General features: G+C 57.8%; 27 protein-coding genes. 9 read left to right on the plus strand and 18 right to left on the minus strand.

Features of this window, described 5'->3' with window-relative positions; translation table 11 throughout:
• Positions 1 to 9 precede the first annotated feature (9 nt).
• The 14 genes from D9N14_RS00760 to D9N14_RS00825 all read right to left on the minus strand — a co-directional run bounded on the left by D9N14_RS00760 (position 10) and on the right by D9N14_RS00825 (position 14,792).
• Positions 10 to 4,191 (minus strand): DUF6701 domain-containing protein, encoded by a 4,182-nt coding sequence (locus D9N14_RS00760; protein WP_290575792.1) that lies wholly within the window; start codon positions 4,189 to 4,191, stop codon positions 10 to 12.
• Positions 4,181 to 4,588, minus strand: a complete 408-nt coding sequence (locus D9N14_RS00765; RefSeq protein WP_290575794.1) for a hypothetical protein — start codon at positions 4,586 to 4,588, stop codon at positions 4,181 to 4,183. The genes D9N14_RS00760 and D9N14_RS00765 overlap by 11 nt, the downstream gene beginning before the upstream one ends.
• Positions 4,585 to 5,442, minus strand: coding sequence for a type II secretion system protein J (locus tag D9N14_RS00770; protein ID WP_290575796.1), 858 nt, complete (start codon positions 5,440 to 5,442; stop codon positions 4,585 to 4,587). Before D9N14_RS00770 ends, D9N14_RS00765 begins: the two co-directional genes overlap by 4 nt.
• Positions 5,417 to 5,908, minus strand: a complete 492-nt coding sequence (locus D9N14_RS00775) for a type II secretion system protein (RefSeq protein ID WP_290575799.1) — start codon at positions 5,906 to 5,908, stop codon at positions 5,417 to 5,419. The genes D9N14_RS00770 and D9N14_RS00775 overlap by 26 nt, the downstream gene beginning before the upstream one ends.
• Positions 5,892 to 6,377 (minus strand): GspH/FimT family pseudopilin, encoded by a 486-nt coding sequence (locus tag D9N14_RS00780; RefSeq protein WP_290575801.1) that lies wholly within the window; start codon positions 6,375 to 6,377, stop codon positions 5,892 to 5,894. Before D9N14_RS00780 ends, D9N14_RS00775 begins: the two co-directional genes overlap by 17 nt.
• Before the next feature lie 11 nt (positions 6,378 to 6,388).
• The gene (locus D9N14_RS00785) at positions 6,389 to 6,847 is read right to left on the minus strand and encodes a type II secretion system protein (RefSeq protein WP_290575803.1); all 459 of its coding nucleotides are present in this window, start codon (positions 6,845 to 6,847) and stop codon (positions 6,389 to 6,391) included.
• A 36-nt stretch (positions 6,848 to 6,883) separates the two neighbouring features.
• Positions 6,884 to 7,432 (minus strand): Tfp pilus assembly protein FimT/FimU, encoded by a 549-nt coding sequence (locus D9N14_RS00790; protein ID WP_290575804.1) that lies wholly within the window; start codon positions 7,430 to 7,432, stop codon positions 6,884 to 6,886.
• A 99-nt stretch (positions 7,433 to 7,531) separates the two neighbouring features.
• A complete protein-coding gene (locus D9N14_RS00795) occupies positions 7,532 to 8,752 on the minus strand; it encodes a type II secretion system F family protein (protein ID WP_290575805.1) in 1,221 nt (406 codons plus the stop codon).
• A 5-nt stretch (positions 8,753 to 8,757) separates the two neighbouring features.
• Positions 8,758 to 10,473, minus strand: a complete 1,716-nt coding sequence (locus D9N14_RS00800) for a GspE/PulE family protein (protein ID WP_290575807.1) — start codon at positions 10,471 to 10,473, stop codon at positions 8,758 to 8,760.
• Between the two features lie 3 nt (positions 10,474 to 10,476).
• Positions 10,477 to 12,225 (minus strand): pilus (MSHA type) biogenesis protein MshL, encoded by a 1,749-nt coding sequence (gene mshL, locus D9N14_RS00805; protein WP_290575809.1) that lies wholly within the window; start codon positions 12,223 to 12,225, stop codon positions 10,477 to 10,479.
• Positions 12,218 to 12,544: a hypothetical protein gene (locus tag D9N14_RS00810; protein ID WP_290575811.1), complete on the minus strand. Its 327-nt coding sequence runs from the start codon at positions 12,542 to 12,544 to the stop codon at positions 12,218 to 12,220. Before D9N14_RS00810 ends, mshL begins: the two co-directional genes overlap by 8 nt.
• Positions 12,531 to 13,202, minus strand: coding sequence for a hypothetical protein (locus D9N14_RS00815; RefSeq protein WP_290575813.1), 672 nt, complete (start codon positions 13,200 to 13,202; stop codon positions 12,531 to 12,533). Before D9N14_RS00815 ends, D9N14_RS00810 begins: the two co-directional genes overlap by 14 nt.
• Positions 13,180 to 13,800, minus strand: coding sequence for a PilN domain-containing protein (locus D9N14_RS00820; protein ID WP_290575815.1), 621 nt, complete (start codon positions 13,798 to 13,800; stop codon positions 13,180 to 13,182). Before D9N14_RS00820 ends, D9N14_RS00815 begins: the two co-directional genes overlap by 23 nt.
• Positions 13,797 to 14,792: a hypothetical protein gene (locus D9N14_RS00825; protein WP_290575817.1), complete on the minus strand. Its 996-nt coding sequence runs from the start codon at positions 14,790 to 14,792 to the stop codon at positions 13,797 to 13,799. The genes D9N14_RS00820 and D9N14_RS00825 overlap by 4 nt, the downstream gene beginning before the upstream one ends.
• 160 nt (positions 14,793 to 14,952) lie before the next feature.
• On the opposite strand from D9N14_RS00825, the gene trmL reads away from it, so the two are divergent.
• The 8 genes from trmL to D9N14_RS00865 all read left to right on the plus strand — a co-directional run bounded on the left by trmL (position 14,953) and on the right by D9N14_RS00865 (position 19,472).
• Complete coding sequence (trmL, locus tag D9N14_RS00830; RefSeq protein WP_290575819.1) at positions 14,953 to 15,417, plus strand: tRNA (uridine(34)/cytosine(34)/5-carboxymethylaminomethyluridine(34)-2'-O)-methyltransferase TrmL; 465 nt, start codon at positions 14,953 to 14,955, stop codon at positions 15,415 to 15,417.
• 88 nt (positions 15,418 to 15,505) lie between these two features.
• Entirely contained in the window at positions 15,506 to 16,057 is a 552-nt protein-coding gene (locus tag D9N14_RS00835) for a hypothetical protein (RefSeq protein ID WP_290575821.1), read from the plus strand.
• A gap of 25 nt (positions 16,058 to 16,082) precedes the next feature.
• On the plus strand, positions 16,083 to 16,637 hold the full coding sequence (locus D9N14_RS00840) for an RNA polymerase sigma factor (protein ID WP_290575823.1): 555 nt from the start codon (positions 16,083 to 16,085) through the stop codon (positions 16,635 to 16,637).
• A gap of 15 nt (positions 16,638 to 16,652) precedes the next feature.
• On the plus strand, positions 16,653 to 16,973 hold the full coding sequence (locus D9N14_RS00845; RefSeq protein ID WP_290575825.1) for a hypothetical protein: 321 nt from the start codon (positions 16,653 to 16,655) through the stop codon (positions 16,971 to 16,973).
• Positions 16,966 to 17,217, plus strand: a complete 252-nt coding sequence (locus tag D9N14_RS00850) for a hypothetical protein (RefSeq protein WP_290575827.1) — start codon at positions 16,966 to 16,968, stop codon at positions 17,215 to 17,217. Before D9N14_RS00845 ends, D9N14_RS00850 begins: the two co-directional genes overlap by 8 nt.
• On the plus strand, positions 17,214 to 17,714 hold the full coding sequence (locus tag D9N14_RS00855; protein ID WP_290575829.1) for a DUF3106 domain-containing protein: 501 nt from the start codon (positions 17,214 to 17,216) through the stop codon (positions 17,712 to 17,714). Before D9N14_RS00850 ends, D9N14_RS00855 begins: the two co-directional genes overlap by 4 nt.
• Positions 17,715 to 17,735: 21 nt before the next feature.
• A complete protein-coding gene (locus D9N14_RS00860) occupies positions 17,736 to 18,659 on the plus strand; it encodes a hypothetical protein (protein WP_290575831.1) in 924 nt (307 codons plus the stop codon).
• A 66-nt stretch (positions 18,660 to 18,725) separates the two neighbouring features.
• On the plus strand, positions 18,726 to 19,472 hold the full coding sequence (locus tag D9N14_RS00865) for a ParA family protein (protein ID WP_290575833.1): 747 nt from the start codon (positions 18,726 to 18,728) through the stop codon (positions 19,470 to 19,472).
• Positions 19,473 to 19,476: 4 nt separating this feature from the next.
• Here the strand turns inward: D9N14_RS00865 and D9N14_RS00870 are convergent, their stop codons facing one another.
• Complete coding sequence (locus D9N14_RS00870; RefSeq protein ID WP_290575835.1) at positions 19,477 to 21,039, minus strand: autotransporter domain-containing protein; 1,563 nt, start codon at positions 21,037 to 21,039, stop codon at positions 19,477 to 19,479.
• Between the two features lie 142 nt (positions 21,040 to 21,181).
• On the opposite strand from D9N14_RS00870, the gene D9N14_RS00875 reads away from it, so the two are divergent.
• A complete protein-coding gene (locus D9N14_RS00875) occupies positions 21,182 to 22,408 on the plus strand; it encodes a glycosyltransferase (RefSeq protein WP_290575838.1) in 1,227 nt (408 codons plus the stop codon).
• Between the two features lie 45 nt (positions 22,409 to 22,453).
• On the opposite strand, the gene secB is transcribed toward D9N14_RS00875, so the two are convergent.
• From secB to D9N14_RS00890, 3 genes are read right to left on the minus strand one after another with little or no spacing between them, the layout of a single operon-like run.
• On the minus strand, positions 22,454 to 22,933 hold the full coding sequence (secB, locus tag D9N14_RS00880; protein WP_290575840.1) for a protein-export chaperone SecB: 480 nt from the start codon (positions 22,931 to 22,933) through the stop codon (positions 22,454 to 22,456).
• Between the two features lie 54 nt (positions 22,934 to 22,987).
• Positions 22,988 to 23,242 carry a glutaredoxin 3 gene (gene grxC, locus D9N14_RS00885; RefSeq protein WP_290575842.1) on the minus strand — a complete coding sequence of 85 codons (255 nt, stop codon included), beginning with the start codon at positions 23,240 to 23,242 and terminating at the stop codon, positions 22,988 to 22,990.
• Between the two features lie 42 nt (positions 23,243 to 23,284).
• A complete protein-coding gene (locus tag D9N14_RS00890; RefSeq protein WP_290575844.1) occupies positions 23,285 to 23,704 on the minus strand; it encodes a rhodanese-like domain-containing protein in 420 nt (139 codons plus the stop codon).
• Between the last annotated feature and the right edge of the window lie 114 nt (positions 23,705 to 23,818).

Here is a 23,818-nt window from a genome sequence, read left to right on the forward strand (position 1 = left end):
GGCCGCGCCTCAGCGGAAACGTTCCCGGCGGAACAGCACAGGCTGGTTCGCCGGTTGCCCTACAAAGGTGGCCACCCCGGCCGGGTCTTCACTGGCCCCATCACCATCAACATCAAACTGCAGCCAGGTCTCCGGCACCCAGTTCAACAGCACACTGCCGGCGTTGGCCGTATTGCCCTGGTAGCCAGGGGCGCTCAGCGTGCTGATGTAATATCCCGGATAACCGGTGACCGTACTCACACTGGTTTCTCCCGCATTGAGCTCACCACTGTAATTGCTTAAAGACAAATCCGCGGACTGCACCAGGGTGCCGCTGCAGGTGGTGAAATCATCGTCTTCGTTCAACTGGAACCGGGCGCTGCTGTTCCAGTACTGCAGGCGTAACGTCACCGGCAGGGGCGTCAGCACGCTGCCCAGGGCGCTGTCCACCCAGGCCCGGCCCCAACGGATGTCGGTGCCGGTGATGTCGTCGATCAGGTAATCCGCACAACTGCCGTTGGGTTGACCCGAGGCCTGATAACAGGCTCCGTCATCATCGGTGAGGGCAGCCGCCGTTAACCGATAATCCAGGGCCGGGCTGTAGGGCACATCTCCACCATCCGGGGTGAGGTTCAATTTGTTCAGGATCAGGCTGTGGTCACCGGTCACCACCACACCATTGCCGTCATAGTCACTGTTGACACTCCAGGCTCTGCTCACCGTGGCGCTGTTTTCCGTCAGGCAACCGGCCACCACCGCGCCCCCGCTTTCACAGGCGGAACCCGTGGGCAGGCTGCTGACGTCCAGCACAATGCTGTGGGTCGGTACATCCAGTTTCCAAAAGTCCGCGCTGTAGTTCTCCGTGACATCGCCATTCATGTTAAAGGCCTGCACCGTGATCAGAGGTTCCGAATCAAAACCGAACGGCTGGCCTTGATAGGTGAACGGGCAGGTCCAGCTGCCGGTGGCATCCCGCAGCGCCGGACCATTGTCCGTCGCCGAGAAATAAGCCGGATAGAAGCGCCCCACATTGGCAATCTGCCCGCGCACATTGGCGGCGCCCAGATAGCTGGTATCCGCCAGCACGCCATTGAGCTGGACGATACCCACTTCGTCATAGCGTACGGTGGTGGCGGCCGTGCCCGCGCTGAATCCACTCACCGTGGTGGTGCCCAACAGGCCGGGGTCATGTGCTTCGGCTGCAGCGGGTAACAACAGTGTCGCACTTAAGGCCACCGATTCGGCAGCGCCGTTTTGTTCCTGGCCGAAGGCGGCTGTAACCGGATTATCCGACAGGTTGGCGCCCGGGTCAGGGTGATGATCGCCGTCGCTGTCTTCAGCGGATTGATCCGGACGATAACCCACAGCGGTCACATTCAGCGTAAAACTTTCCCCCGCCCGCACATAAGCACCGCCATTGGCATCGACGGCGGCGGGGTTGCCCACGGCCTCCAGATAAAAACCAAAGGGGCGCACGGTGAACGGGCTTAGGCTGCCTTCGATGGGCAACGGATTGTTATTGATATCCAACAGCAATCCGCTGCTGTCGTCCTTCAGTGTCAGGCCATACTGACCCACATCGGTGGTCACCCAATCGGCGAACGCCTCACCCGCGCTGAAATTCAGGGTCACATTATTGGCGGCCGGTTCAGCGTTGGGCAATGCCTGATTAGCGCCGGTGGTGGTGATGGCCGGAGCCGCACCGCCGGGGTCTTCCGCACTGCGGCTGATCCAGGCTTTCAGATCGATATCCCCCTGGTATTCGGTGAACAGACCGCAACGGCCGGTGCTGGGGTCCAGGCGCAATGCCTGTACCCGCAACGCATGATCACGGCCAGCCACAAAATCCGACCCCCAGGCATCCACCACATCAATCTGCAGCGCGTTTTCACTGAAGGTGATGGTGCCAGAAGTACCGGTGGCGGTGCCGCCGTTTTCGGTGGCCGTTACCGTCAACTGATCCGCATGGGTATTGCTGAGGTAGAGCTGGGCGCTGCCATTATCCCCGCTGACGAAGGTGTACTGCACCGCACCGTTATCATCGTTGTCGGGGTTGGGGCTCAACGATCCACTGGCGCTGGCGATGGACCAGTTCCCATGGGCGCTGCTGGTGGCAATGTCCACGGCGCCGGTGAAGGTGCTGTAGGTGCTGCCATCGGCTTGCGTGGCGGTGATGGTGACGGTGGTGGGGGCGCAGACACTGGCGCTGGCCGCCGCCGTAACCGTAAAGGCATCCAGGGCGTTGGCACAGGGATGGGTTTCGTTCATCACATCCTGCACGTCGGCCTGGGTCAGCGGTTGCTTGAAGATTTTCACTTCGTCAATCTGGCCCACCCAGTTGCGATTAGTTAAGCCCTGATCAGCACCGATTTCCAATGGGTCCGCATTGGTGATCAGGGTCTCTCCGCTGTAGGTGCGGAACGCCACTTCATTGCCATCCAGATAAATACTCTGGCGGCCGTCCGCATAGACAATGGCCACATGATGCCAGGTGTTGAGAGTAATACGGCTGGCACCGGAATCAAAGGAACGGGTACCCCCATTGCTGTTCCACCACCAGTAAATCGCGCCGTTGCGATCGATATGGAATTCGTAGTTTTCATCTTTCGACAGAATGGAGCGCAGCTCATTGCTGAACGAGCTCAAGTTGATCCAGGCGGTGACCGTAAGCTCGTCAGTCAGGTCCAGTGCCACGTTATCCTGAATGCGGATGAAGTTGCTGCCGTCCAGTTCCGCCCCGTTGCAGACCCGGGCCGGCGTACTGATGGCCCCGTTGACAATGTTGCCGTGCACATTGCCGCCGGCGCTGTCCAGCACTTCATTGGCAGTGCCGTTCCAGGTGGGGCCATCCAGGGTGTAATGCACCACCAGGCCGTTGGTGGCATCCGGGGCCGCCCGACAGGTGTTCAACGCGGCGGATGAGGTGCCATAGCTGCCGCTGTTGAGTCGCCACTGCAACTGGATTTCTCCATCTTCGCCATTGGCACTGCGGTTGTAGTACTCCAGCCGCAATGGATAACTGACGCCCGCCTCCAGGGCCATTCCGCTCCCCTGGTCCCAGGTGGCCGGGTGGTCGGTCCAATTATTGATGGTTCCGGTGCCACTGAGATCGTCCACCCACAGGCGTACGCCATCATCACTGTAGGTACGGAACTGGTACGTGCCGGTGCTGGCGGGAACAAAGTACCCTTCCCAACGCATGGAGAAACCGCTGGTGCCACTGCCAAAGGGGGTTTGATTGGAATTCCAGCTGCCATAGACCTGGCTTTCCACCCGATACTCAGTCACCGGATCAGTGAGGGTGGAGTTGTAATAATATTCCCCCACCAATCCGGTTTGGGTGGTGGTGAAATACACCGAGGCACTGGCGCTGGCCAGTGTGGTGCCATCTTCATCAGCGATGTTGCTCACCGTCAGGGTGTAGTTCTCGCCTGCGGTCAACGGTGTCGCCAGTGTCAGGATCACCTCAAAGCCGTTGTCCGCCAGCTCGGCATCACTGATCCCGATCACCGTGCCGCTGTCTGCCTGCAATACATAATTGGAGGTCACTTCTGCCGAGGAGCTCAGGGCGGTTTGACCACTGGCATCACTGAAACTCACAATCAGTCGGTCGTTGGCACCGCACTCCAGGCTGACCATTTCCAGCACCGGCTCGGCGCCACCGCACAGGCTGCCGAAATCTGCATTGGCCACGGCGTTGGCGTCATAATTAATGCGGTTGGGGTTGTTAACCCACCCCTCTGCGGTCACGGTTCCATTGACCACCACATCGTTGTTGAGGTTCACATTACCGGTGGCATAAATGATGGCGTTGACATTAATGGTATTCCAGCTGGAGTTAAAATTGAGGTCGCCATTGACGATAATGATCAGGTCTTCTGGGTCGCCGTTCTGGTTCAAATCCGTATTGCCACCGATGATCAGGTTACCGTTGATGTAGATGCGGGTACTTGGCCCGCCATTCACACTCAGGTCGCCGCTACTCTCACTGGAGGACGCGAAATGAAAATCGCCAGCCCCCAGGGTACGATTCAGGTTCAGTTGAGTGGTGCCGGTAAACGCCGGCAGGGTGGCCCGCGCCGTAGCCTGGGAAGTATCGCGGTCCGGCCAGATGGCCGCGCACTCCGCCGCCCACAGACGTGGGCTGACCAGCCACAGCAGCACCAACAGTAATACGCCAGGGCCTGCCCATAGATTGCGACTAATGCACATCCAGAATCACCTCCACTGAACGGGACACATAATCCGGCTGGGCCGGATCGTTGCCCATCACCGCCCGGGTGTTGATGGTGTAGATGACGCCGTTGCTGGCCCCTTCGGTATAGCTCAAACTGCTGCACGCCAGCGTGATGGCGAACCCGTTGATGGTGAAATTGGCAGGCACGGTGGGGCAGGCATTGCTCAGGTGGATGGAATACGCCGCCCACTCATTGGCGCTCTGGGCTGCCCAGTAGGCCCGCTTGCCCTGCAGGTTCAGGTTGGCAGTGGCGGTTTCCGATGACAGCAGGCGGGACATACTGGCCACCAGCAGCGTGACGATCACCATCAGAAAAATCACCGCCGGCAGGGCGATACCCCGCCCCTTGCGCTTCACCCAAACACCATTCATGGGCGGTTCTCCACATGAATAAAGCGCACCAGGGAAATGGACTCACTGCCCAGGCTCAGTTCCAACTCGATGGTTACCAGACCGTGCTGCTGATCCAGCGCCGTGTAACCAAACACACAATTGCTGACCGCATCCACCAGCAGGGCAGTGGCGGCGGACGCCAAAGGGGCCAAAGCCGTGTTGGTGGGCTGACTGGACTGCAGGGGGTAACTTTGATAACGGCGCAAGGTACCGTCGGACAGGTTACACACATAGCTGCCGGCGCCATCCACAATATAAAAGCGGCTGGCGATGGAATCCTGGGAGAACTGAAACGGAGTGCTGAGTGAAATGACCCCTGCCGCCGCTGACAGGGTCACTCCGGTTGCGGTGATCACATGGGAGCCCAGTGGTAATGAGCTGCCGTCACTGGCTGCCTGATACAGGTTGTAGCCACTGGCCGCAGCCGCGCTGTTGGCGATCACCATGCGATTGCCCGCGGCCACCGCCGGCACACTGCCGAACACATCAAAGCTCTCATCCGCCACGGAAAAATCCAGCACATCACCGGCACCACCGGTGGGAAACTTTCGATAGCGGCCGAACCCGCTGATCGGAACCCATTCAATGGCACTGCCGCTGACCCGAATGCTGTGGGGCACTGCATTACGCAGATCCCGCGCCATGCGACTGAGGGCCGCATCGGCCTTACCCACCAGCTCAGCCCGGCGCGCGGTGTCCACGTATCCCTGCATCTGTTGTGAAATGATGGTGGATGCCATCACCGCCACCACCCCCACCAGGGTAATGACGATGATCAGTTCCACCAGGGTGAACCCGGAGCAACCCTTAACTGCAGGCAGGATCGCTTTCATAATCCGTGCGGTACCCCGTCAACGACATGGCATCCTGAATGGGATTGGTCACCGTGACGGTGACCTTCAGGGCGCAATGGGTGGGAATGGCTCCCAACTCGCCGGCAGCGATGTCAGCAACGCTGATGCTGACGCTGTAGCCATTCAAAGACGATACTGCGCTGCCATTGGGCAGCGTGATACTGGTACTGGAATAACCGTCGTAGTCGCAGACATTGTTGAACGTACTGCGGCCTCCGCTGGCCCCCGGACAACGGCTGTTGGTGGCGGAATCCAGAAACGGCTTCTGCAGCACTTCCTCCAGATAGGATTCGGCAATGGCAATGGACTGCACGCGAATCATCGGATCGGCACTGCGGCCAACGATCGAGCTGTAGGAGGACATCAGGGCAGCCACCAGAATGCCCGCCAGGGCGATGGCCATCACCAGTTCAATCAGGGTCATGCCTTTATGGCTGATATACATAACCGGTTTCACCTACTACCCGCAGTTCCCGCGCGCCCACACTGATGACGGCTTCGCCGGAAAAGATGGCGAGGCCACTGTTCATGGCCCGACCCTGGGGATCAAACAGCAACGGGTTCACCGTTGCGGAATAGGACACCCCAGCCGGCAACGGGCTCAGCTCGGTGTAGCTGCTGTCAAATCCATCCGGGTTGACCACCGCAGCACCGGAAAACGCGGCACTGTTGCAGTCGCTGTCCACCGTGACGCTGAAACCCGAACCGCTGAACTGCACCTGTGTGATGCAACCGCTGCCCAAGGCTTTGGCCTGGGCAAAACGCACCGCCTGCGCCACGTCATCAAAAAAGGTGCGCTCATCGAACACATCCGTGGAAGCAAAACGGGGTCCGACCACAACAGCCAGGACCCCGATAATGGTGATTACTGTGATGAGTTCGACCAGAGTGAAGCCGGAGCTATGCGATCTCATCGAGGCACGTATTAGGTACAGGTGTTAGGAGTACCTGAAGTCCACGTACCAATCACACTGAAAGTTGGGGCACTATTGGCTGCTGCTTCGGTATAGGTGAAGCAAGGGTCATTGTCAGCAGGAGTTCCTGGAGCCACAATAGTTGCTGTACCGGCCGCATTCGTCTCGCAATCAAAATCTGTATCCAGTTGACCGGCGGCGCAAATGGACTCAGCATCCGGATACAGGTTCACCAAACTAATAGCAGTGCCTTCCAATGTCACCGAGGCGGTTGCATCTTCTGCCAACGCAGCCGCATGACTGATAGCCGCGGCCGACTTGGCGGAACCCAGCGCCCCTTGCACGGCCGCAGTGGATGCCTCGTCACTCAGGTTCGCAAACCGTGGCAACGCGAACGCTGACAGAATACCCAGGATCACGATTACCATGATCAGTTCGATAAGGGTGAAACCCGATTGTTGCTTTTGCATTGTTCTAGCTCTCCTGTAAAACCTGTTATGAAATACTTAATTAATGGTGGTAATCACTTCGCCGGTACGGGCGTTGTAGACGATGTTGCTGCCCTGGTCCGTGCGTCGATACAGGTAACGGCAGTTGCCGTTCACGGTATCCACTAAATAATCTGAGCTGGCCGCCACGCTGGCGGAAACCGATGGCGCATTGGCTACCAGCACGCCCCGCCAGATGCGTACACAGCGGTCAGAACTGTCCATGACATCGCTGTTGTTGGAACCCGCGCCCTGCCCTACATCCGTGGGCCAGCCTTCGCTGCTGGTGGCCACATCGTCGTTGCCGAAGCCATCCACCGCGTCCACCGCCAGGGAGTCACCGTTGGCCACCCACTGGCTGCGCACCAGCACCACCGCGGAGGCCAGGGCACCACCGGCACCGAACACCGCCGCTTCATGGGCGTTGTCATAGGTGTCCAGCATCCGCGGCAACGCCACCGCCGCCAGAATGGAAATCAGCGCGATGACCACCACCATCTCAATCAGGGTAAAGCCCTGAGTGTTGGTGCTGCCCTTTAGGTTTGCCGATAAAGTCGTTGTTTTCACACCAGTTCTTGAATCTGAAGTTTGTTTCATAAATATAGACCAGAATTCCAGCAGCAATGTCCGTTTAACGAATCTTTACAACCTTTCATCTCTTTCTTACTAACGTTTCATGGCAGAGCCCAATTCCCACATGGGCAGGAACACACCCAACGCCAGAATCAGCACCAGAATCCCAAGGAAAACCAGAATGATAGGCTCAATGGCATCGGCCAGGCCTTTCAATTCGTAGTCCACTTCTTCGTCATAAAAATCCGCCACGTCATGCAATAATTTATCTAAGGAACCGGTTTCCTCACCGATGGCAATCATCTGCAACACCAGATCGGAGAAGATCCCGGCGGCGGCCGACGTGCGCGCCAGGGAATCGCCCCGCTCCACGCCCCGCCGAATGGAATCAATATTGCTGGCAATATATTCATTACCCACCGTGGGGCCGACAATGTTCAGGGCCTGCAACACCGGCACACCGGACTCAAAGGTCATGGCAAAGCTGCGGGCAAAACGGGACAGGGCGATCTTTTCAAAGATGCCGCCGATAATGGGTATGCGCAGTTTTTTCTGATCCCACCACAGCCGGCCCGGTGCAGTGTTGATGTAGCGGACGAACGCAAAGATGCCGCCGCCCACCACCCCGAAAATCAACCACCAGTAGTCCACCGAAAATTCCGAGACTGCCACCAGAATCCGGGTGGGGGTGGGCAACTCCGCCCCCACCTTGGCGAACACTTTGGCGAATTGCGGAATCACAAACATGTTGACGATCATCATGGCCACGAACATGGCACCCAGCACAAACATGGGGTAACGCATGGCCTGGGTCATGCGGTTACGGGTGTCCCGTTCCATTTCGATGTGGGAAATCAGTTTGGCAAAGGCATCCTCCAGCCGTCCGGTGTTTTCTCCCACATGGATCATGCTGACGAACATGGAATTGAAGATCCGACTGTGGGCCGCCATGGACGTGGCCAGTGTGGAACCGGTGGCCAGGCGCACATTGATATCCGCCAGTGCCGCTTTGATCTGCGGTGACTTGCTGATGTCCGCCAGCCCGGCAATGGCCTGGATGATGGGAATGCCCGCCCGTGTCAGGGCCCGCATCTGCCGGCACAGCATAATCAGGTCATCGTGCTTGACCCGTTTCTGAAACGACCAGGAAAGCGCTAAACCGGACGCGGCTTTCGCTTGCACCGCCTGGATGGAAACCGGCGTTATGGACTGGTTTTGCAATTGTAACGCCGCCGCCTGGCTGTTGCCGGCCTCGAGGGTGCCGGTGACTTCACTGCCGGAGGTGGTGCGGCCGCGATAGCTGAACGTAGGCATGACGCTTAACGATCATCCAGAGAAGCGGTGATTTTGAAGACTTCCTGCACCGAGGTCACTCCGGTGCGGGCATAATCCAGCGCACATTGACTCAGGCTGCGAAAGTGCTGATTGTTGGCGGCCGCACGGGAAAACTCCGCAGCATCGCCTTTGCGCAGGGCATACAACAGGGGTTCATCCAACTCCAGTAATTCATACACGCCGATACGACCGCTGTACCCGGTATTGTTGCAATGGTGACAGCCAGTGCCCTTGTGAAATTCCGCATCCAGGGCCGTGCTGTCGATGTTGCCCAGCCAGGTTAATTCCTGCGGTGTCATCTGGTAGGGCTGAATACAATGTTCACAGATCTTGCGCACCAATCTCTGGGCAATCACCGCCCGCAGGGACGACGCCACCAGAAACGCATCACAGCCCATGTCGATCAGACGCATGGCAGTGGACACGGAATCATTGGTGTGCAATGTGGACAACACCATGTGGCCGGTCATGGCGGCGCGCAAGCCGATTTCAGCGGTCTCATGATCCCGCATCTCACCCACCAGAATCACGTCCGGGTCCTGCCGCAACGCGGTGCGCAACACCGAGGAAAAACTGAGGCCGATTTTGCTATTCACCTGTACCTGGTTAATACGCGGCAACCGGTATTCGATGGGATCTTCCGCCGTAATGATTTTGCGTTCCGGAATATTGAGCATGGACAGCGCAGCGTAAAGCGTGGTGGTTTTACCACTACCAGTAGGACCGGTGACCAACACCATGCCGTAGGGCCGCTGGATCAGGTTTTCAAACCGTTTCTGAATCGACTCGGGCATCCCCAGCTTGTCCATGGACAACATGCCGGCGGACTGATCCAGCAAACGCATCACCACGCATTCGCCATAGGGCACCGGCAACGTGGACAAGCGCACGTCGATACTTTTACCCAACACCCGCACATTGAAGCGCCCATCCTGGGGCAGGCGTTTTTCCGAGATATCCAGGCCGGACATGATTTTCAGGCGCGACACCAGCGCCGGCGCAATGCGCCGCTCTTTCATCACCTGCTCCTGCAATTCCCCATCGATGCGCAGCCGCACCCGCAACACCTGTTCATCCGGCTCGATATGAATATCCGACGCCCGCACCTGCACCGCGTCTTCAAAAATACTTTGCAACAGGCGCACCACCGGAGCTTCTGCGGTATCGGTGGTGGTGGCCAGGCTTTCCAGGTCGAAGTCGGTGCTTTCCAGTTCCGAATCCAGCTCCACCGCGATGGAGGCAATCTGCTCGGAACGCCGATAGGAGCGGTCCATGGCCCCCAACAACTCCTGCTCTTTCACGAACGCAGGATGCACCGGCCGTTTCAGAATGCGCTGCAATTCATCTATGGCCAGCAGATCCAGGGGATCCGCCATACCCACCAGAATGCCGTCGGGCTGCTCTGCCAGCAGGATGGCGCGGAAGCGGCGGGCATAGGTTTCCGGCAGGGTTTTGATCAGATCATTGTTGAGGCGGAAACGGGCCAGGTCCACAAAGGGATAACCAAAGTGATTGGCCATGGTCTGCAGCATCTGCGCTTCGGTGACAAACCCCAGGTCCACCACCACCTTGCCGATCTTCTTGCCGGTGCGCTTCTGCTCATCCAGCGCCTGTTTCAGCTGTGCGTCGACGATCAGGCCTTTGGAAACCAACAAATCCCCGATGCGAACCTTGGGCGCCTGTTGTTTGGGTGCTTCCATGGCTCAGGGCTCCTCGCTTTGCGTACCCTCTGCAGCCTGTTCATCCTGCAGAATGGGGGACCGGTTCATATCCGGGAAATAAGGCTGGAAACGATGCTCGATGGACTGGATTTCTTCCTCGTTACTCAGGCTGTCATTCACCACGAAAGGTTTCAACAGAATCACCAGCTCGCTTTTACTCTTGCGGCGCAGTTTCTGGCTGAACAGCACATCGCCAATCAGGGGCAGATCCCCCAAAAAAGGAATCTGTGACACTTCTTCTTTATAAACATCCTGCATCAGGCCACCGATGATCACCACCTGACCGGTGCGCGCCCGTACGATGCTGTCGGTTTCACGAATCGTGCTGTAGGCCAGGGGCAACGAAAGATCCTCATCCCCCAGACCGATGTCCTTGCGCTTTTCCACCACTTCAGAAATGGAAGGATGGACGTGCAGAATCACCTCGCCGCTGTCCGCAATCTGGGGCGTCACATCCAGGGCAATGCCGGAAAAGAACGGCGTCAGGGTAATGTCCGGCGTATCACTCACCGTGGACGACGTGGTGGTGGTGGTACTGGAGATATCGGTCACAAAGAATTCGTCAGAGCCCACCTTGATCACCGCTTTCTGGTTGTTGAGAGTGGAGATGCGCGGGCTCGACAACACCTGCACATTGCCCTGCAGTTCCAGCAGGTTCAACACCGCAGTGAAGTCGGTAAAGTTGGCCCCCAGGGTGAACACACCGCCAATCAGCGATACGCTTTCGCTCACCAGGGAACTGAAATCCGCCTGCTCCAGGCCACCGGCCACGCGGTTGTCACTGGTTTCCAGGCTGCCGTTATAGCCTTCACCAAAGGTGTCCCAACGAATGCCGGTGGCAAACCCTTCCGACAGTTCCACCTCCAGAATCTTGGCTTCGATCAACACCTGCTGCTTCAGGCTCAGCTGAGCACTGTCGAGAAAGTTCTGCACTTCGGTCAATTCCGACGGCAGCGCTTTGACCACGGCGATCCCCGATACCGGGTCCACCACCACACTGCGGTTATCACCGGTGCCCACGATCATGGTCAGCACATTGGCCAGCTGTTGCCAGAAGGCACTATTACTCTCGGTTTTGATATTGCTGCTTTGTTGCACCTGGGTTTCGCGGGAGCTGCTGGTGGAGCTGCCGGTGGTGTCGTCCTCTCCAGTGACGCTTACCTGGCCGCTGCTCACCGAGGTGGTGGACAAGCCCATGCGATTGATGTTCAGGTAATTGATGCGGAACACCCGACTCTGCAGGGTGCGGGGCAGTATCTGGTAGCCATAGGGCTTGCGCACGAAATCGTAGCCATAGGCATCGCGCACAGCCTTCAGTGTCTCCTCCAGGTTGACACTGCGCAGGCGGATGGAGATGTTGCCGGTGACATCCGGGTGCACCACCATGTTGACGGAAGTACCGTGCACCAGACTCATGAAGAACTGTCGCGCCGGGGTATCGCTGGCCGTCACATCAAAACGGGGCAGCTCCGGCTTGGCTTTTTTGGCCGGGGCAACCGGAGCCGTCGCCACCGGCAACGCCGCCGCGGCTTGGGGGCCAGGCTGGGAGTTCATTGCAACCGCAGAGGGGGTTGTCCCGCTCTGCGATTGCGGCTGTGATTGAGCCTGTGATGGTTTCGTCGCGGCTGGCGCTGTGCCGGCCTGCGGCTTGGGCTGATACCAGGAAGCACACCCTGCCACCAAGGCCAGGCAGGCGGCAACCAAGACAGACTGGGCAAACACTTTATTCATTCACACTTTCCTTTCTCACCGCCGCCATGGGCATGCGCAACGTAATTCTGCGACCGGCTCGACTCACCACCACCGAATCCTCGGCAATGGAAAGCACTTTGGCATCCGCCACCTGATCCGACACCCCCACCACCGATTCGTTGATGATGGCGCGTTTGTGGTGCCCGTCATTCAAAATCATACTGAGCTGCAACGGCGCATAGGCCGTTTTGGTTTTGGTATTGGAGAACATGGGAGGACGGGTGGGATCACCGGCCGCCTGCACAGACACTGAACCAGCGAGCACAGTCAACATCAACAAGCATTTAATGGGCAACACGCAACAACTCCTCCTGCGAGCTCAGGGTATGGACTTCCAGGGTCAGACTCCCCTTCGGATATTCCTCCACCACATATTCCAGGCGGTCCCATAACAATTTCTCCGGCAGCGCTTCCACTGCCGCCAGGTAGTTTTTCACCTGGAAAAAGGAACCCACCATCTTCAATTCCAGATCGTGACGATAGATCGCTGCCGCCTGTTGATCCTGTTCATCAGCCACCAGCAACCGCTCTGCCGCTTTTGATTTCACGCTATGCACTTTCAGGCCAAAACGTTCACTCAACATTTCGCCCAGGATCACCGGCATCTGCTGAGGCGCGATCATGCCATCGGTGATGGCTGCAATGTCGTGATCCACTTCCTCGTGCAACTCCAGCAGATTTTCAATATTGGCTTTCAACTGGTTATTGGGGTTGTTGAGAATCGCGCTCTGCAACTCATCAATACGACGGTTGGACGCCTCCATGGATTTCAGCAGCGTGGTTTTGTCTTTCTCAATCTGATCCCGCTCCTGCAGCCAGGGTCGCAACAGCAACTGATCCACCACCCCCAGCACCAATACCGCCAGGGCACCCACAATGATCATGCGCTCCCGCACACTGAGTTTGTGGGCTTTGGTTTCCAGCTCCTGATATTTAATTCGCAGACTGTTGGTCATACTGCGTACTCACACTGAATGTCAGGAATCGGTTTTGCTCCTCCATGCGCTCCAGGCTGAACACCCGAAAGCCAAAGCCCTGGAAGTGTTCTTCCTGCTTCAAATCCGAAATGTAGTCTGGAATCGCCTTGGGTTTATCGGTCACACCGTGCAGGCTGAGCTCCGGCCCGGGGGAACGCATCACAATGCGCGTCAACCACACGGAGGGCGTATCCATATTGGACAGTGCCTGCAGGTAACCGGAAAAATGCACATGATGGGTGTCACCCTCTTGCTGCAACTGGCCCAGGAACTTGCGCTTGCCCTGCAGTGATTGCTGCAGTTGTTTTTCCCGCTGCTGCAAGCGGGTATCCAGTACAATCGCATCCACTTCTTTTTGCAGGCGCTCAATGGAGGCTTCCATCCTGGTACGGGACGCCTCCATATCCGCCAGAGTGTTGCGCGCATGGACTGTGCGACTCCACTCCAGCACGGTGAGCATGATCACCGCCACGACCACCGCCGCCACCACCATCAGCATCTGCTTCAACGGCAGAACAATGACCGGTTTGCGAAAGCTATCCTGATAGAAGTTGACGCGTTGAATCACTGCGCTCACGCCACCCTCCCCATGCCCGTCACTTTGGCCCCGCCAGACGCCGCAGTCGCCAGGGCGGCCAACACGACACCCAGGGCCGGAGCCAGCGCACCGGCCGCCACTGTTGAGCCGTCCGTCGGTTGCAGCCCGGTACTCAATTCAAAACACTGGGCGGCGATGGGCAGGCGCTCGGCCAGACCGGGACACCACCCATTCTGCTCCTCGGCATCGGACACCAGGTACAAGGCGGTGATGCCGGACTTGCCAATCTGGCTCTCGTAATAATCCAGCGAGCGCTGCACGTCCAACGCCAGGTTGTCCACCGGGTCCTGCTGGAAATCCAGGTTGCCGCTGAACACCGCACCGCCATTACCCAACTCGATGGTGCGGGTCAGGTACAGGCTGCCGTTTTCAATCAGGTTGATGGTGCCACCCTGCCCGTTGAGGTAGAGGAAGGCCGCGCCCCGCTCCTGCAGTTCATGCATCTGCCCCGCCAGGCCGGACATGGCCAACTCATTAATGGAGATACTCTGCAGGTTCACAGCAAGCTGGTCACACACGTCCACCACGGCCTGCACCTGGGCCCGTTCCGCCACCGCCACATAGGACATATTCATACGGCCGCGATAGGCATCCGCAGGCAACCGGAATACGTCCATCACCACCTGCTCCAGGGGTTGGGTAATCAGATCCTTGACCTTCCAGCGCACGGCCTCCCGCAGCTCCGCCTCCGGCACATCCGGCGCATCCACCAGCAACAGGTTGTAGTACTGATGTCCCAGGCAGATGTGAGCGGGGGCCGCTGGCACGGGCGCCGACTCGCACAGCGCCTTCAGTGCCTCACCCGGGGAGTTAAAGGTTTGCTCAAGGGCATGAGTTTGGGTAATCTGCGGCCCCTGATCGGTCTGACGCACCAGGCACCATAGCGCCTGGTTGGGGTTCAAACTGATCCCAAGCAGCGTATCCGAACCGGCTTTATCTTTGCGAAACAATTGTTTATACCAACTACTCATCACCCAAACCCAATCAGGGAAACGTTGTCATCTTATGAAAGCGTAGACGACAATCAGAAAATGGTGATCAATATCACGCAGTTAGGGCCACTTTTTAATCAACTTATTAGCCCCTGAACGCCACCGATAGGGCCAACACCGGACACCCGCAGGACCCACCATGCTTAACATAGTGCTGTATCAGCCTGAAATTCCGCCGAACACCGGCAATATTATTCGATTGTGCGCCAATACCGGCATGAGCCTGCACCTGATCAAACCCCTGGGTTTTGAGCTGGATGACAAGCGCATGCGACGCGCCGGCCTCGACTATCACGAGTGGGCCAACGTGCAACTGCATGACCATTTTGAGGCGTTTCTGAGCACGGTGCGCCCCGCCCGCTGCTTTGCGCTCTCCACCAAGGGCAGCGAGCACTACCACCTCCAGTCCTATCAGGCCGGCGATGCCATCGTCTTCGGTCCGGAGACCCGGGGCCTGCCACAAGCGATTCGCGAACACCCGGCCATGACCGGCTGCATCCGCATTCCCATGCAGGCGGACAGCCGCAGCCTGAACCTGTCCAACGCCACCGCCATCGTGGTGTACGAAGCCTGGCGCCAGTTGGGCTTCCCGGGCGCCCGTTAATCTGATCAAAAAATTTTCAATTGGAGGTAAACCCATCTCCCCCCGCTGCGTTAATACCGGTATCACCACCCAAAAACGGAGCATCAACATGAAACTCAACACATCCAAACAGAACATTTCCAAACTGAATTCACTGATCCTGGGTTCCTGCCTGGTTGGCGGCCTCCTCATCAGCAGCGCGCAGGCCGACACCTTGCGTCACGCCCAACGCCACAGCTTTCAGACAGAAGTGACCCGCACCGCCGGCGACCGCAGCCTGCGCCGCACCACCGAACAGGTAGCAGGACAAGGGCATTTCCAACGCACCACCCAATTCGCCACCGGCCAGGGCAAAACCGCCAGCCGTAAGGTGCAGGGTGAATACGACGCCGCCGCCCAGACGTACACACGCACCCTGGAAAGCACCCGTCCCAACGGCGACACCGTTTCCTCGGTGCGGGAAACCACCAAAACCGAAGATGGGTTTGTGCGCAGCCAGAGCCGTACCAACGCCGATGGCCAGATGGCATCCAAGCAGGTAAGCGTCAGCGTGGATCATGAAAACCAAGTGCAGACCCGCAACGTGGAAGCCAGCGGATACGCCGGGGCGAGCTACAGTGCCTCCACCACCCGCAGCTGGGGGGACAGTGGCGAGCAATAACAGGCAACTGCTATAGTCGCTCACTATGACCAGCAACGTAACCGCACTCAATCTGAATGCATTTCTCGCCAGCGTGGAACGCCGTGCTTACCGCATGGCGTTGCTGGCCACCCGCAATCAGACCGACGCGCTGGACATCGTGCAGGACGCCATGTTGAAACTGTGTCGCAGTTACGGCGATCAAACCCCGGAACAATGGCCACCCCTGTTCCACCGCATACTGCAGAACCAGATCATGGACTGGCATCGACGGCAACAGCGCAGCCAACGCTGGTTCAGGCCCTGGAAAAAAACCGACGCAGACGCAACCGACCCAGCAGAGGACGACGGCATCGAAGACTTCGCCGATCCCAGCGAACAAAACCCGGAGCACTTGCTGAGTCGCGCAGCGGACGTGGCAACCGTCATCCAACAGGTGGAGCAATTGCCCATACGCCAGCAACAGGCATTCCTGTTACGGGTCTGGGAAGGACTGGACGTGAACGCCACCGCGCAGGCCATGGAATGCAGCGAAGGCGCGGTAAAGTCCCACTTACACCGAGCCATGCGCAGCGTGCGCCAGGCACTGCAACAGGAATGAACGTGGAGATCGCCCATGACTGATGAAGACCGCAGACTCCAACAAGCCCTGGCCCGATCACTGGATCGCAGCCTGGATGAATTGGACGAGCATACGCTGCAGCAATTGCAGCAAATACGTCTGCAGGCACAACAGCCACCCCGACGCGCCTGGCGCCCGGCCCTGGCGGCGGCCGCCTCCATCCTGCTGCTGATCGCCATCCCCTGGTCACTGCAGCAACCGGCGGCCCCCGAACAGGCCGCGGCCTTGTTCAGTGACCACTACCTGAGTGTGGACCCGGAACTGCTGGCGGATTGGGACATGCTGGAGGCCATTGGCGAGGTGCCCGATGCCTGATCCCTACTACAGCAAAGCCGGAATGCTCTGTTATGTCCTGCTGTTTGCCACCCTGGCGCAGGCAGACACCGCGCCCCTGCCTGCGGAGTTCTGGGATTATTTTATGGAGTACAGCGATCAACAGGGTGATGTATTCGATCCGCTGGACCTGGCCACAACCCATCAGGTGAACACGCAATCAGAATCACCTGCAGCACCGGGCAACCACGCCCAACCGAATGACAATGAGGAGCCACAACCATGAAACACTGGATTGTCATTGCACTGCTTTTGCTGGGAGGAACCGCCATGGCGGAACCGGTAGACTGGCAGGCCCTGCCTGCCGAGACCCGCGTATTACTGCAACCGTTTGCCAACCAATGGGCTGAGTTGGATGCCGACCGCCAACGCCAGCTGCTGGCCGCGGTGGAGCGCTTTCAGGCGCTGCCAGCAGAACAGCAACAGAGCATCCTGCAACGCTTTGAGCGCTGGCAGGCACTGCCCCCCGCAACCCGGGAAGAACTGCAGCAACGGTTTCAGGAATTCCGCCAATTGCCGGCGGAACGCCAGGAAGCCATCAAGCAGCGTTATCGCTGGTTCAGTTCACTGCCCGCTGAAGAGCGCGCACAACTGCGGTCCGGCTGGCAGGCACTGACGCCCCAGGAACGCAGCGTGGTGAAGGAACGCTTCCGCAAAGCCACACCGGAAGAACGCCGTACCATGCGCGAACGCCTGCAACGCCGCTTAAACCCATTACGTTAACACCGCAACACCAGGTGCAGTATGAATCAGAACCCACCACGCCGGCTGCCATGGCCACAGGCGGCAGCATGCGCCGCCGCAGTACTTTCCTGCAACCTGCCCGCCGCCACCTTCGAGCCCGGTTTCTCGGTGAGCGCAGAGCGCATTCAACAGGAATTTTCCTTTGAAACTGACGACAGCGAAGCCACCATTGACACCCTGACCCTGGCTCCGGGATTCAGCTGGGGGGACTGGCATGTCTCTGCCAGCCTGCCCTGGCAAGCCATCGACGGGGTGTACTTTTTCAATAATATTTATCCCAACCTGGCCCATACCTGCAGCCAGATAAATGAGCTCACGCCGCTGCAAAAATGGGTACTGGTCCGCAACACCGCATTGAATCAGGAGGCCCTGGACTATTGCGAGGAAACCGGCGGCATCGAGAGTGAAACCGTGGAGGATAAAACCACCGGTTGGAATGATATCGAGATTTTTGCCAACTATTACATTCCTCCGGACTTCATTCCAACACACCCCAACTGGTTGGCGGGCAGTGTCGGCATCGGGTTTCAGTTCGACAACGGCGACGAGCTTGCCGGTTTGGGCAATGGTGCCAAGCAACTGTTTGTCGAAACCAGCTGGATGGCCGGCAATGGCCTGCTGAGCCTGAGCACCACCCTGGGTTACTATTTTGTGGTGGACGACAACAGCGCTTTCGGCCTGCAGGATCATGGCTATGGCTCCCTGGATGGGCGGCTGGCGCTGGGTCAGTATTTTGAACTGGGTGCCCGCTATGATTACCGCCAAACCGATAACGACGTATTCGATGATTACGCCTACCTGACCTATTCCCTGCACTTCTTTGCCGGTCAGCATTGGGGGGGCCAGGCTTATCTATCCGACTACGACGATGACACCGGCTTCCCCGATGAGGAGTACGGACTTTATCTCTTCTATTCCCTCTAGGTTCATGAACAGTCGAGGAATTCTGTAGTACAGTGGGGGGCACACCGCGCAAACCAGAAGAGATGCATGAAAAAAATCGCCTTTTTCAACGTAAAAGGCGGTGTGGGTAAAACCACATCCGCCGTCAATATCGCCTGGCAGGCCGCCCAGGACGGCGTCAACACCCTGCTGTGGGATCTTGATCCGCAAAGTTGTGCCAGCTGGTATCTGGGGGTGGATGATGAACACCCCCAAAAATCCCTCAACCTGTTCAAGGGCAAAATGCCCATTGGCAAACTGCGCTTACACACTCCCCAACCCCGCCTCTCCGTGATCCCGGCGGACCTGAGCCTGCGCAAACTGGAACTGCTGCTGGCCGACCAGGAAAAATCCGGCGCCCTGCTGCAGAAACTGACAGAGGACGTAAGCGAACGCAACAAACTGCTGATCTTCGACTGCGCGCCCGCTTACTCCAAACTGTCCGAAAGCCTGTTTTCCAGTTGCGACATTTTGGCGGTGCCATTGTTGCCTTCGCCCCTGTCCCTGCGTTCCTATCAACAGTTACGGGAATTTTTACAGAAGAAAAAAACCTGGCGTCGCGTGCAGCTGCAACCGTTTTTCACCATGGTGGATCGACGTCGCAAGATTCATAACGACGTGTTGGAAGATGCCAAAAACATCATCGGTGATGAAGAACCGGTGGCCATACCCTATGCCAGCGATTTGGAGAAGATGGGGATTCATCGAGCGCCCATCCAGACTTTTGCCGCCAGCTCTCAGGCGGCAAAAGCCTATCAGGCATTGTGGCAGCGCTTACGCACAGATGTTGAGTAGCGCCTTACATCTCATAGTTGAAACCGAAGTTGAACTGATAAGCACTGATATTCTCATAGTCCGCCACGGTTTTAATGGACGCAAAAGTGGATAGACCACCGGCGAAGATCAATACGGAATTGACCTCTGCCTCATAGAACAGGCTGTCTTCCGATTCCGGTTGCAGCGAGAAGTCGCCATTGCTGCTGGAATCCCCCAACAGTGAGAATTCCACCGGTGAATAATCCGAGTTGCTTTCGCTGATCATGCTGAGATTGAAACCCGGCACCCAGACACCCCAGGAATAACTGAGCACATACGTGCCCTCCAGACCCAGGGAGGTGGAAAGCTGGTCCATTTCCTGTTCGCCCACACCCATCAACCAGGCGCTGTTGCCGCGTTCTTCATAGGCATCAATCTGGGTGGTGATGTAATCCAGGCGCAGGAAAGGCGACAGGGTCCAGGCATTGCGGGCAAAGGTCCACTGCACCTGGGTGCTCAGGTTCCACTGCTCACTATCCGTATCGCCCGTTACCAACTGATCGTCCGGAATGGTGATATAACGCTTGGTATCGATGGTGCCGCTGGCATACCCCAACTGCAGGTCCACACCCAGCGCATCCCGGAACCAGGACATGTAGCCCGTCAGACTGTACACGTCGGAGTCCAGTTCACCGCCCTTGTCGTCATAATCCACTTCGTGGGTCACCACATCAAAGGCCGCCCCCACATGCAGGTCCGGTCGCAGCCGGTAATCGAGCCCCACAGTAGCGCCATAGGAATCCGACTCATAGCCGGATTCCAGCGTGCTGGCATCGTGCTCCACCTGATCGATGTGCACGGTGCCGAAAATACCGAAGCGGGACAGCTGCTCGGAAGAGGCGGCACCGCCCTGGTAATTTGCCAACGGAACACTGGTGCCATTCAACACGATCTGACTGGGGTTGAGCCCCTGCCGCAGCAGCTGCTGGCCGGAATAGATGCGCTGGGTCTGGCTGCGGCTCAGCTCCGACATCATGCGCCGGGCCATCAGGATTTCTTCAGGGTTGATCTGGGTAATCAGTTGCGCCAGCTCGTCGTTGGAGAGGGAGTCCAGCTCGGCACAGGCCTCACTCAGCTCACTGGAAATATTTTCACTGTTGGACGCATCGCACACCCTTTCGATCATGCTCGCGGTGGTCTGCTGGTTTTTACCGGTCACCAGGGTCTCGATGCCACCGTCCCCCACCACCACGGTCACCAGGGCGACGTCGGTACCGTAATCCACCGAGTCTTCCACCTCATACTCAAAGGTATCCTGACCTTCAAAGCCTTCATTGGGCGTATAGGTGATGCTGCCATCGTTGTTCACAATGACCTCACCATTGTCCGCCGGCTTGAGACCACTCTCACCGTCATCCACGAACACAAAGGGCGTGAAGCTCTGTTCATTGGTGAATTCATCGTTGCTCAGTACATTGATCACCACCGCTTGATCCACCGCGGTGCGGGCAAAATCGTCCTGCGCGGTGACTTCGGCGTAGACCTGCTCTGATATCGCCGCTGAAAGCAGAAGAAGCGGCACCCCATGATGTGGTCTTATTTTCATGTCGACATTCCATTCGCGAGTATTTGAGCGCAGATTTTACCCACATTAACTTCACAAGAGTAGATAATATGTCCTGACTTCCGCTGTACTATTACCATAAACGCCCTGATCGCCTCCAATTAGGAAAAAGGTAACCCCGCCCATGCCCCACAGCCGCGCCCCAAAAACCGTCCTCTGCACCTGGGAACTGGGGGGCCAACTGGGTCACATCGCCCGCCTGGCTCACATTGCCCAGGCCCTGAATGAGCGGAATTACCACTGCTACCTGGCCCTGAAAGATCTATCAAGAGCGGCGCCGTTTTTTCAGGGGGATGGACAACAGCTGCTGCAGGCACCGGTGTTCCTGCCTAAAATCCGCATGCAACGGCCGGTGTTGAGCCTGGCGGACACCCTGCTGCTGTCCGGCTATCTGCACGCCGAAGAATTAACAGGGCTGACCCAGGCCTGGACCAACCTGATCGAACTGGCGCAGCCGGACCTGTTGCTGATGGACTACTCCCCCACTGCGGCCCTGGCCGCCCGCCACCTGCCCTGCAAGAAAATCATCGTGGGTGCCGGCTTCTGGCAACCGGTTCCCGGCCACCCCATCCGCAGCTGGCTGACGGACCCGTCCCAGACCAGCGCGGCCCAACAGTCAGAACAACGGGTGGTTCACACCATCAATCAGGTGCTCAGTAAACGGGGGCAACCCCCCATCCGCTATATTGCCGACCTGTTCGCGGTGGAGCGTACCATCATCAACACCCCACCGGAGTTCGACCTGTACGGGGATATCCGCCAGGACGGCCTGTACTTCCACAAGTCCGGCGCCCCGGGCATCGAGAAGCCGGTGCAGTTCGGCCCCGGGCCACAACCTAAAATTCTGGCCTATCTGAAACCAGGCCACCCCCAGTTTGATGCAATTGTGGAGGGGTTAAGTCGTTGCAACGGCAACGTCTACATTGCCTGCCCCCGGGGCGATCAGAAACGCCTGGCCGCCCTTCAGTCGGAACGCTTTCATTTCAGTGTGGAGCCGGTGCAGCTGGCCACCGCCATGGCACAAGCCGACCTGTTTATCGGCCACGGCAACAGCGGCACCACCCTGGAGAGCATCCTTGCCGGCACCCCCATGCTGGTATTGCCCATCCAGCTGGAGCAGCTGCTGACGGCCCAGACCCTGCATCAGCTGAAGCTGGGGCAGACTGTGACCCAAGTGGAATCCGCCCAGCAGTTTACCCGTGTCGTGAATGACACCCTGGCCGCCACCGAACTCAGGCAGAACGCCCAGGCCTATGCGCAGCAGCAGGCCGCCCACAGCAAGGTGACCCTGGGGGAAGCCGTCGCCAATCAGTGCGATGAACTGTCAGGCGGATCAAAACAGCAGGCATAAAAAAGGCCGGAAACACCGGCCTTTTTCTTAATTACGCTATCAGGATCAATGGGCCGGCTGCGCGTCCTGCTGGGCCTTTTCCTGTTGCTTGCGCAGGTTCTCTGCAAAGGCCGCCTCGAAGTTGATGGGCTGCAGCAGGAACTGGGGGAAAGTGCCGCGGGCCACCACATCGGAGACGGTTTCGCGCACATAGGGGAACAGGATGTTGGCACAGACCCCTTTAAGAATCGCTTCTTTCTGAATGCCTTCCACGCCCTGCAGCAAAAACAGACCGGCCTGGGCCACTTCAGCGATGAAGGCGGTGTTGTCGCCATTCTTCACGGTCACGGTGGCCTTCAGCACCACCTCATAGATACCGCTTTCCACTTCCGAAGCGCTGTTGTTCATTTCCAGATTCACATCCGGTTTCCACTGCTCCTTGAACAGAAGTGGGGTTTTTGGCGCCTCATAGGACAGGTCTTTCAGGTAAATACGCTGCAATTGAAATTGTTGCTGGGGCTGTTGGCCAGCGGCTTGTTCAGTCATTCTAATCACCTAGTCTGTAATACTTCGAGTGGTTGGCCAGTGCTGCCGGTTGGCTCAGGCAGACAACAGGCCGTCGAGCTTGCCCATGCGTTCCAAAGCGTAGAGGTCATCGCATCCCCCAACATGGGTGTCACCGATCCAGATTTGCGGCACAGTGTGGGCGCCGCTGCGAATTTCCATTTCCTGGCGCAGGTTGGGTTTACCGTTCACATCGATTTCGGTGAACCCGGCGCCCTTGGCCTTCAACAGATGCTTGGCTCGGATACAATAGGGGCACCACGGAGTGGTATAGATTACAACATCAACCATACTTCCAACCTGTGTAGGATTAATTACTTGCTATCAAATACATTACTTGCCTTTCACCAGGGGCAGACCATCTGATTTCCAGGTGGTGATACCGCCGGATAATCTTAGAACATTCTTGAAGCCGGCGCCGTGCAGGATCTTACCGGCCGCACCGGCATGCTGACCCATTTTACACACCAACACCACCGGCTTGTCCTTGAACTGGCCGATTTCACCCAGGTTATCCTTCAATTTACTGTAGGGAATATTGCGGGCGCCGGTGATGTGGCCCTCACGGAACTCCTTGCTTTCCCGCACATCCAGCACCAGCCCTTCATCCTTATTCATCAGGTTGGTGAGCTGCTGGCTGGACACGGTTTTGCCCCCGCGACGGGATTCCAGCACAAAGAACAGCACCAGCAACACCACGAAAGTACCCACCAGCTCGGGGTGATTCATCGTAAACTCAAGCAGACGATCCATTTAAAGTTCCCAGAAATTCAACAGGTTACCCGGCTCAAGCAGGGCCAGGGCATGAAATAGCAGCAGAGTATACCCGAAAGCGGTAAAGGGCGACCACCGCTGGCAACGCCGCCT

It is taken from the genome of Ketobacter sp. (genome assembly GCF_003671495.1).
In the GTDB taxonomy this organism is placed as follows: Bacteria; Pseudomonadota; Gammaproteobacteria; order Pseudomonadales; family Ketobacteraceae; genus Ketobacter.

What these genes read in the sequence shown, in the direction of transcription:
- D9N14_RS00795 (WP_290575805.1), bottom strand. Translation starts at nt 8,752, where the DNA reads ATGCCTACGTTCAGCTATCGCGGCCGCACCACCTCCGGCAGTGAAGTC.
- D9N14_RS00860 (WP_290575831.1), top strand. Translation starts at nt 17,736, where the DNA reads ATGAATCAGAACCCACCACGCCGGCTGCCATGGCCACAGGCGGCAGCA.
- D9N14_RS00875 (WP_290575838.1), top strand. Translation starts at nt 21,182, where the DNA reads ATGCCCCACAGCCGCGCCCCAAAAACCGTCCTCTGCACCTGGGAACTG.
- D9N14_RS00785 (WP_290575803.1), bottom strand. Translation starts at nt 6,847, where the DNA reads ATGCAAAAGCAACAATCGGGTTTCACCCTTATCGAACTGATCATGGTA.
- D9N14_RS00855 (WP_290575829.1), top strand. Translation starts at nt 17,214, where the DNA reads ATGAAACACTGGATTGTCATTGCACTGCTTTTGCTGGGAGGAACCGCC.
- secB (WP_290575840.1), bottom strand. Translation starts at nt 22,933, where the DNA reads ATGACTGAACAAGCCGCTGGCCAACAGCCCCAGCAACAATTTCAATTG.
- D9N14_RS00870 (WP_290575835.1), bottom strand. Translation starts at nt 21,039, where the DNA reads ATGAAAATAAGACCACATCATGGGGTGCCGCTTCTTCTGCTTTCAGCG.
- D9N14_RS00845 (WP_290575825.1), top strand. Translation starts at nt 16,653, where the DNA reads ATGACTGATGAAGACCGCAGACTCCAACAAGCCCTGGCCCGATCACTG.
- grxC (WP_290575842.1), bottom strand. Translation starts at nt 23,242, where the DNA reads ATGGTTGATGTTGTAATCTATACCACTCCGTGGTGCCCCTATTGTATC.
- mshL (WP_290575809.1), bottom strand. Translation starts at nt 12,225, where the DNA reads ATGAATAAAGTGTTTGCCCAGTCTGTCTTGGTTGCCGCCTGCCTGGCC.
- D9N14_RS00890 (WP_290575844.1), bottom strand. Translation starts at nt 23,704, where the DNA reads ATGGATCGTCTGCTTGAGTTTACGATGAATCACCCCGAGCTGGTGGGT.
- D9N14_RS00760 (WP_290575792.1), bottom strand. Translation starts at nt 4,191, where the DNA reads ATGTGCATTAGTCGCAATCTATGGGCAGGCCCTGGCGTATTACTGTTG.
- D9N14_RS00770 (WP_290575796.1), bottom strand. Translation starts at nt 5,442, where the DNA reads ATGAAAGCGATCCTGCCTGCAGTTAAGGGTTGCTCCGGGTTCACCCTG.
- D9N14_RS00825 (WP_290575817.1), bottom strand. Translation starts at nt 14,792, where the DNA reads ATGAGTAGTTGGTATAAACAATTGTTTCGCAAAGATAAAGCCGGTTCG.
- D9N14_RS00765 (WP_290575794.1), bottom strand. Translation starts at nt 4,588, where the DNA reads ATGAATGGTGTTTGGGTGAAGCGCAAGGGGCGGGGTATCGCCCTGCCG.
- D9N14_RS00780 (WP_290575801.1), bottom strand. Translation starts at nt 6,377, where the DNA reads ATGAGATCGCATAGCTCCGGCTTCACTCTGGTCGAACTCATCACAGTA.
- D9N14_RS00775 (WP_290575799.1), bottom strand. Translation starts at nt 5,908, where the DNA reads ATGTATATCAGCCATAAAGGCATGACCCTGATTGAACTGGTGATGGCC.
- trmL (WP_290575819.1), top strand. Translation starts at nt 14,953, where the DNA reads ATGCTTAACATAGTGCTGTATCAGCCTGAAATTCCGCCGAACACCGGC.
- D9N14_RS00815 (WP_290575813.1), bottom strand. Translation starts at nt 13,202, where the DNA reads ATGACCAACAGTCTGCGAATTAAATATCAGGAGCTGGAAACCAAAGCC.
- D9N14_RS00835 (WP_290575821.1), top strand. Translation starts at nt 15,506, where the DNA reads ATGAAACTCAACACATCCAAACAGAACATTTCCAAACTGAATTCACTG.
- D9N14_RS00865 (WP_290575833.1), top strand. Translation starts at nt 18,726, where the DNA reads ATGAAAAAAATCGCCTTTTTCAACGTAAAAGGCGGTGTGGGTAAAACC.
- D9N14_RS00840 (WP_290575823.1), top strand. Translation starts at nt 16,083, where the DNA reads ATGACCAGCAACGTAACCGCACTCAATCTGAATGCATTTCTCGCCAGC.
- D9N14_RS00850 (WP_290575827.1), top strand. Translation starts at nt 16,966, where the DNA reads ATGCCTGATCCCTACTACAGCAAAGCCGGAATGCTCTGTTATGTCCTG.
- D9N14_RS00800 (WP_290575807.1), bottom strand. Translation starts at nt 10,473, where the DNA reads ATGGAAGCACCCAAACAACAGGCGCCCAAGGTTCGCATCGGGGATTTG.